Origin of the sequence: uncultured Gimesia sp. (genome assembly GCF_937919775.1) — a bacterium.
In the GTDB taxonomy this organism is placed as follows: domain Bacteria; phylum Planctomycetota; class Planctomycetia; order Planctomycetales; family Planctomycetaceae; genus Gimesia.
On sequence record NZ_CALFPF010000035.1, the window covers coordinates 1 to 7,592 of the forward strand.

Here is a 7,592-nt window from a genome sequence, read left to right on the forward strand (position 1 = left end):
GACCATGACCACATCCGGCGAAACCGCCTGATCGTTGCTGGCCCATTGCCAGATGCCGATACCTTCGGAGCAGTGTTTGACGGCAGCATCCATCGTCAGCCACTGTGGGGCCGGATGTTTGCCCGCGACGACCACGTTGACGTAATGCCGGCTGCGCAGACAATGGTCCATCACCGAGAGCAGACAATTTGCATCCGGCGGAAAGTAAACACGAACGATCTCCGCTTTCTTGTTCACGACATGGTCAATAAAGCCGGGGTCTTGATGGGTAAAGCCGTTATGATCCTGCCGCCAGACATGCGAAGCCAGCAGATAATTCAACGAGGCAATTTTCCGTCGCCAGGGAAGATGCGCGGTGATCTTCAACCACTTCGCATGCTGATTGAACATCGAATCAATAATATGGATGAACGCCTCGTAGCAGTTGAAGAGTCCGTGCCGCCCCGTCAGCAGATAGCCCTCCAGCCAGCCTTCACATTGATGCTCACTGAGCATTTCGATCACCCGCCCGGAGGGTGCCAGAAATTCATCGTTGGGCTGTGTCTCGGCCTCCCATTGGCGATTGGTCACATCAAAGACGGCTTCCAGGCCATTCGAAAGCGTTTCATCAGGACCAAAAACCCGGAAGTTCCGCTGCTCGTGATTCAGTTTCACGACATCGCGCACGAAAGGACCAAGCACATGCGTATCACCGATGCCGCGCACTCCCGGCGAGGGCACGTCGACTGCGTACTCACGAAAATCCGGCATTCTCAAGTCGCGAAGCAGCATGCCTCCATTGGCGTGGGGATTTGCCCCCATGCGTCGTTCGCCCTGCGGAGCCAGTTCCGCCAACTCCGGTTTCAGCCGCCCCTGTTGATCGAAGAGTTCTTCCGGCCGATAACTCTTCAGCCAGTCTTCCAGCAGCTTGAGATGCTCGGGATGAGTCGCAGGATCGGAGAGCGGCACCTGATGCGAACGGAAGGTCCCTTCAATCTGCTGGCCGTCCACAATCTTCGGGCCAGTCCAGCCTTTGGGGGAATTGAGCACGATCATCGGCCAGCGCGGACGCGTCAAATTGCCATGAACGCGGGCATCCTGCTGAATTGATTTGATCTGCTCCACCACCGTGTCGAGCGTCTCGGCCATCGCCTGATGCATCAGCTCAGGTTCGTGCCCTTCTACAAAATAAGGCGTCCAGCCGTAACCGCGGAGCAACTGTTCCAATTCCTTGTGCTCAATCCGGGCGAGGATCGTCGGATTGGCGATCTTATAACCGTTCAGATGCAGAATCGGCAGGACCGCGCCATCGGTAGCCGGATTGAGAAATTTATTGGAATGCCACGCGGTCGCCAGAGGTCCGGTTTCCGCTTCGCCATCGCCGACAACGCAGGCGACGATCAGATCGGGATTGTCAAACACCGCCCCGAATGAATGGCTGAGCGAATACCCCAGTTCTCCCCCTTCGTGAATCGAGCCCGGGCACTCCGGTGAGGCGTGGCTGGGAATGCCACCAGGAAACGAAAACTGAATAAACAGCTTCTGCAACCCGGCTTCATCCTGACTGATATTGGGATAGATTTCGCTGTAAGTCCCCTCAAGATAGGTGTTGCCCACCACGGCTGGCCCGCCATGCCCGGGCCCGGATACATAAATCATGTCGAGATCGTAATGCTTGATGACCCGGTTCAAATGCATGTAAATGAAATTCTGCCCGGGGGTCGTCCCCCAGTGTCCCAGCAGCATGTGTTTCACATCTGCCAGCGTCAGCGGACGCTTTAACAGCGGATTATCGTAGAGATAAATCTGACCCACTGACAGATAGTTCGCGGCGCGCCAGTAGGCATCCATTCTGTGAAGTAATTCCGGAGAAAGCGTCCCTGTTTTCATTGTTCATTTCCCTTAATTAACTGAGATTCAGGACGCGGCTAACCAGCTCCGCAATCATTTGTTCTTCATTCGTGGGAATGACGCGGACTGCGACCCGGCTTGTATCCGGTGAAATCAACGACGCATTTTCCGCATTGCATGTGTCATCCAATTCGATGCCCAGAAAACCGAGCCCGTCGCAGATTCGTTTTCGAATCACGGGCGAATGTTCGCCGATTCCCCCGGAAAACACCAGCGTGTCCAGTCCACCCAACGCCGCCGCAAAGGCACCGACCCATTTTTTGACCTGATAGCAGAACAGCGCGACCGCTTCCGCCGCCCGTACATCCTGCGATTCAATTTCGAGCAAGTCACGCATATCAGAACTGGTTTCCGACATGCCAAGTAACCCCGACTGAAAATTGACCATCTCGTTGAAATGTTTTGCATCGAGCCCCTCAGTGCGTGCCAGATACCACATCAGACCGGGATCGAGATCGCCGGACCGGGTACTCATCGGCAGCCCGGCGGTCGGAGTGAACCCCATACTCGTATCCACGGATCTGCCGCGATGCACGGCCGCCAGACTGGCTCCATTGCCAAGATGCGAAAGAATCACCCGACCCTCTGCCGCTTTCGTTCCGTCCAGACGAGCCAACTCCTGCATGAGAAACGCATAGGACAGTCCATGAAAGCCGTAGCGTCGTACTCCCTGGGCTTCATAGCGTCGCGGGATCGGCAACACCCGGGCCACGCGTGGTAACTCATGGTGGAAAGCCGTATCGAAACAGGCGACCTGAGGCAGATCGGAAAATCGACGCTGAATTGCCTCAATCAACAGAATCTCTTCCGGCAGATGTTCGGGAGCGAAGGGACTGAGACGGTGCAGTTCCTCAATCATGTCCGCAGTGATTCGCCGCGGGCTACTATAGTTCGACCCGCCATGCACGATGCGATGTCCCACCGCGGCCAAAGCACCCTCTTCGCAGTATTCCTGAAGCCAGTCCATCAAGGTGCTCACAGCCTCACTGTGATCCGACGCAGAAACTGGCTGCGAAAAAGAGTCTGCCTGGTTCGAAGCCTTCACGCGCAGAGCGGCTTCCGGTAATCCAATTCGCTCAATGGCCCCTTCCAGAATTCGCTGGAGCGAGCCATCCGCCTTGAACAACGCAAACTTGATACTCGACGAGCCACCATTGATCGTCAGGATTTGTGCGTCATCCGGATTCATGAGCGGCCCCTTCCATGTTCATCCTTCGAACAGTTATCGCTGCCAAAGAATTCCAGCACCATCGAAACCAGATCGCGAAGCAGGCTGGTTTTTTCTGTCTTCCATTCCCATAGTCTCTCGACAGGGGATGAATTATCACTCGCCGAATACAAACGAAGTATAACATCGCCCATATAAAAAGTATACCAGGAGCCTTTTGCGGAATCGTATTTAACCCAGGCGAAACCCGGTTGCTGCTTGCTGATTAACGGGACCTTAATTCGGGTTTGACAGGAAAAACCGCCTGCTGCTTCCTGTCTCGCGTTTGTGAGTGAAGAATCCGACCTTGACAGCAACACGCCACCCGCGAAACTGCGTGGTATGCGTCGCGCGCGTAGGAAATTTACGACGGTGGTGCAGATCGGCGTCCCTGTGAAAACGGTCACCATAAAACCCGCTGGTTTGAGATCGATTTGACGCCCCGTCCTTTCCCCTGGTTCACAATGAGCACTCAAGTTCGGCACGCTTTGGCGCCCCACTGCCACCAACAAGTCACACGGCATCCCGCACAAGCCACGCACAGGCGCGCGTCTGCGCCCCGTCTGCAAAGAATCCGACTTGACCTCCCCGCGCCTTTGCAGAAAATCGTCCTCATCGAAACAAAAAACGATCCCCCAGCGGAACAACAAATAACACAGCACAAAAACCAGACCTTCCATGCCAGACCTCTCCCTGCAAACACGATCAGATAAAACCTGCGCCTCAGCCCGCAACCGAACCAGAGCCAACAAAATGAGCGGCAAGGCCTCACAGCCGTCAGCTTCGAGCATAGAGTCACAACAAGATTGGACAAAACAAAACTTGTCCGAAAAGATTCTACCCGATGTAACCCGGGCAGCCGCAGGTGAAGATTCGGCAGTAGATCGAATTAAAAGTGCCTGAAGCGAATGGCACCTTTTGACCAGGCTTAAAGTCTCGGGTGTGAATCGCGGAGACGCTACTGGCGAGCGCCGGCATTCCGTAACAGGTCGGCCATTTGGTCCCGGTGTAATTCGATGGCCTGATCTAACAGCGTCCGCCCGTTTCCGTTCCGAATATTCGGGTCAAGTCCGCGTCGTAACAATGTTTTGAGTTTCACCACATCATCGTTTTGGATGGCCTGAGCCGCTTCCTGTTGTCGACGGTTGATCGTGTCGGGGGAAAGCAGATACAACTGTGTCATTCCATACGCGGCTGCATTCACGATGACCAGAACCAGTAAACCTCCCAGCAGGCGGTTAAAAAACGAACGGCGCCACTTCTGCTCAAGCTGCTCGATGGTACCGCGTAACAGACGATTGGGTTGGTTGCTGCCAGTCTTTGGGAGCAAGCCGCGCTGCAACTCATTATACGTGCCGATGACACAAACCGAGTCGCCCACGTCAATCCGTTTTTCGGTCATCCTGGGGAGTGAGAGATGCGCGGGTAACGTGTCATCATCGAAGTCGTCTTCCAGCTCATCTGCCTCGTCTTCTAAATCCTCATCCCGATTTTCGTCATTGTAGAAGGTCTCTGCTCGATCCTCATCAATGTTCTGTCGAGGTTCCTCAGCGTCTGGCTCGCGATTCTGCAGCCGCGCCTGTTTCTGCTTCAACAGTTGCTCGAACAATTCAATGGTAAAGAGTTCCTCAGGTGCAACGTTGCGTAATTGCATATTCTTCTGCACAAGCCCATCGTCGTCAGACCAGACTTCGCCAAAGGCACCGAGAATCGAAATCATTTTGAGGCCGGTCCGATTTTCAAATTCGGTCCTGTTCAGAAACTCAAATCCATTTTTTGCGGCATCAAAACCTCTGCAGACGAAATCGGGAATCTCTTCCAGGATCGGAAAGCCGAGCAGTCGAATGTCCCCCTGCTCTGTGCGGATCACGCAGGGCGTCATGAGAAAGCCCGCAAAGTCAGCGGCGGTACTACCCCCGGTCTGTGATGTCTCGCTCCCCGGACGGCCAAGATCGTATTCGCAGATCACACACTCGGTGCCGCTGAAGGGAGCAATCAAAGGCTGATCAACAGGGTGAATGGTTCCACTGACAGCGACAATCCTGCCATCTGCGAGCCGCAAACCATTCCGGTACGCGGATGCCAGCGACCAGTCACGCAGCGCCGTGCGGGCATTCATGATCGAACCAAAACACATCGAAACAATCAGCCCGACAAATATGGCTCCCACAATGCTGCCTGGCGGATCAAAGACTTGATCGAACCAATACCAGTAACCCCCGGCTACAGCGAACCAGAAACCCAACGCAAACAGGCAGCCGCGCAACATGGTGATTCCAATATTTCATTCTTTAACTCTGGAACAGGAAAGTCTGGCTCAAATCCTAGCACGTTCATTGCAGAACTCAAGTCCCGTAGAATAGCCGACTTCGTTCGCCAGCGTATTCAACCTGGCAAGGTTTTGGATGCCTGTTCTGATCCATATCGCAACGCGGACGTCGCCTCCGGTTCAGACGGCAGTTGGAAATGAAGCCGGACAAGGAAATTCACGTTGCATTGGCCCAAAAGTTTGTTTGACACCATGCATCGGTCCTCAGACCAGAATCTGTTCCGGTCAAAATACACATAATATCACTAGTATTTGCACCTATTCTGAATTTGTCTGGTCATTTGCGAATCTGAATAAGATTACTGGAATGTCAAGCAGTCCATTGGTACTCTTGTATATAAAAATTGAGAGCCTGTATACATCGACGTCAAAAATCGATTTTTTAACACCGCTTACTAATACAAGCAGACTACCGAATCTCCGTCATTTGAGCACACAGCCTGAATTGTCTGTGTAACCAAAGTGATGATCGATCAGAAAGTGCCCCCACCGCCATGTTGTTGACAAACTGGTTAAAATCTATTGCCCGCAAATCTCGACCATCCCGCCTCCGTACGATTCGCAATTCACGCTCCCGGACACCCAGTCGATATCAAGCGGCTCCGGGGTATTATGCGAATACATGTGCAAATACAATTGAAAATCTCGAAGATCGGACAATGCTGACTTCGATACTCAATATCGATGATGTGTCTGTGATTGAAGGTGACGCCGGAATGACCGATGTCATGATCACAGTCACCCGAACGGGGGCCAGTCCAGGTGACCTGAATAGTATTGCAACCGTTGATTTCTCGACGCTGGACGGCACAGCCACAACCGCAGATTCTGACTATGTCGCACTGGCAGATACCATCAGTTTTTCTGCTGATGCGTCCGGATTATCGCAAACGGAAACCATTACAATTCAGGTAAACAGCGATCTGACCACCGAGGAAAACGAAACATTGGGGATCCTGCTGAGCAACAACACGGGAGATACGACGCTCGGAGATGACACGGCAACGGTGACAATCCTCAACGACGACCAGTCCACCCTTTCCATCGGTGACATCACGGTGAATGAAGCAGACGGAACCGCTTCTGTAGTCGTTTCGCTCGATCATCCCCTGGATACGGCTGTCAGTTTTGATTTTTCTATCTTTGACGAAACCGCGAATGATTCGGCAGACTATCTTAGCAGCTCCGGCACCCTGACTTTTGCCGCCGGCGAACAGTCAAAGATAATTACCGTCGACATTGTCGATTCCGATCTGGTGGAAAGTACCGAAACATTCCTGGTAATACTTTCTAATATCCAGACCACCAGCTCCAGCCTCGTTGTTTCAGATACGCTGGCCAAAGTCCGAATTCTGGACGACGATCAGGCCAGCCTTACAATTGACGATGTTTCCCTGAATGAAGATGGTGTGTCAGCCACAATCACCGTCTCTCTGGATAAACCGGTCGACACGGAAATCAGCGTTGACTTCGCCACCGCCGACCAGACCGCAATCAGCACGGACGACTATACCGCAACTTCCGGCACCCTGATCTTCAGTGCGGGAGTGCAGTCACAAACGATTACAGTTCCCATCTCAGATAATAATATCGTGGAGCTGGATGAAACTTTTCTGATCAACCTGTTTAACCTCCAGGCAAACGATGCTGATGTCATTATCGGAGACGATCAGGCAACGGTCACCATTCAAAATGATGACCAGGCCCGGATTTCGATCAGTAACATCACAGTGGGCGAAAACACGGGAACAGCCATGTTGACCGTCACACTGGATCAGCCCGTTGACACCGATGTCAGCATTGACTTTGCCACCAGTGATAATACGGCAACAGACACTACTGACTATCTTGCGACTTCGGGGACCCTGACATTGACCCCGGGGATGCTGTCCATCCAGATCCCTGTTTCACTTGTTGATTCGGAACTGGTTGAATTCGATGAATCGTTTCTGGTCGACTTGTTCAACATTCAGGCCAGTGGCCGTGATGTGGTTTTTGCGAACAGTCAAGCCGAAGTCACGATCCAGGATGACCAGCAGGCCCATCTGACAATCGACGATATTACCGTCACTGAAGATGAAGCAGGTGGATTCGCCGTTCTGACGGTTTCCCTAGACCTTAAACAAGTGCACCGCGAGCGGCGAGTCGTAGTGGATTCTCGCGCAG

The 7,592-nt window shown here is 53.0% G+C and carries 5 protein-coding genes; 1 reads left to right on the top strand and 4 read right to left on the bottom strand.

Going from position 1 to position 7,592, the window contains the following annotated elements; all coding sequences use genetic code 11:
* The 4 genes from Q0294_RS00910 to Q0294_RS00925 all read right to left on the bottom strand — a co-directional run.
* The coding region (locus Q0294_RS00910; RefSeq protein WP_299459781.1) for a phosphoketolase at positions 1-1,869 on the bottom strand (1,869 nt) is incomplete at its 3' end.
* 16 nt (positions 1,870-1,885) lie between these two features.
* Complete coding sequence (locus Q0294_RS00915) at positions 1,886-3,079, bottom strand: acetate/propionate family kinase (RefSeq protein WP_299459784.1); 1,194 nt, start codon at positions 3,077-3,079, stop codon at positions 1,886-1,888.
* Entirely contained in the window at positions 3,076-3,777 is a 702-nt protein-coding gene (locus Q0294_RS00920) for a hypothetical protein (protein ID WP_299459787.1), read from the bottom strand. Before Q0294_RS00920 ends, Q0294_RS00915 begins: the two co-directional genes overlap by 4 nt.
* A gap of 278 nt (positions 3,778-4,055) precedes the next feature.
* The gene (locus tag Q0294_RS00925) at positions 4,056-5,366 is read right to left on the bottom strand and encodes a hypothetical protein (protein WP_299459790.1); all 1,311 of its coding nucleotides are present in this window, start codon (positions 5,364-5,366) and stop codon (positions 4,056-4,058) included.
* 719 nt (positions 5,367-6,085) lie between these two features.
* Here Q0294_RS00925 and Q0294_RS00930 point away from each other — a divergent pair.
* Positions 6,086-7,592, top strand: a 1,507-nt coding sequence (locus Q0294_RS00930; protein ID WP_299459793.1) for a Calx-beta domain-containing protein, incomplete at its 3' end; no start/stop codon positions are given.

Excerpts from the sequence above, each read along its gene's own strand:
- Q0294_RS00915 (WP_299459784.1), bottom strand. The coding sequence starts at position 3,079 with ATGAATCCGGATGACGCACAAATCCTGACGATCAATGGTGGCTCGTCG.
- Q0294_RS00920 (WP_299459787.1), bottom strand. The coding sequence starts at position 3,777 with ATGGAAGGTCTGGTTTTTGTGCTGTGTTATTTGTTGTTCCGCTGGGGG.
- Q0294_RS00925 (WP_299459790.1), bottom strand. The coding sequence starts at position 5,366 with ATGTTGCGCGGCTGCCTGTTTGCGTTGGGTTTCTGGTTCGCTGTAGCC.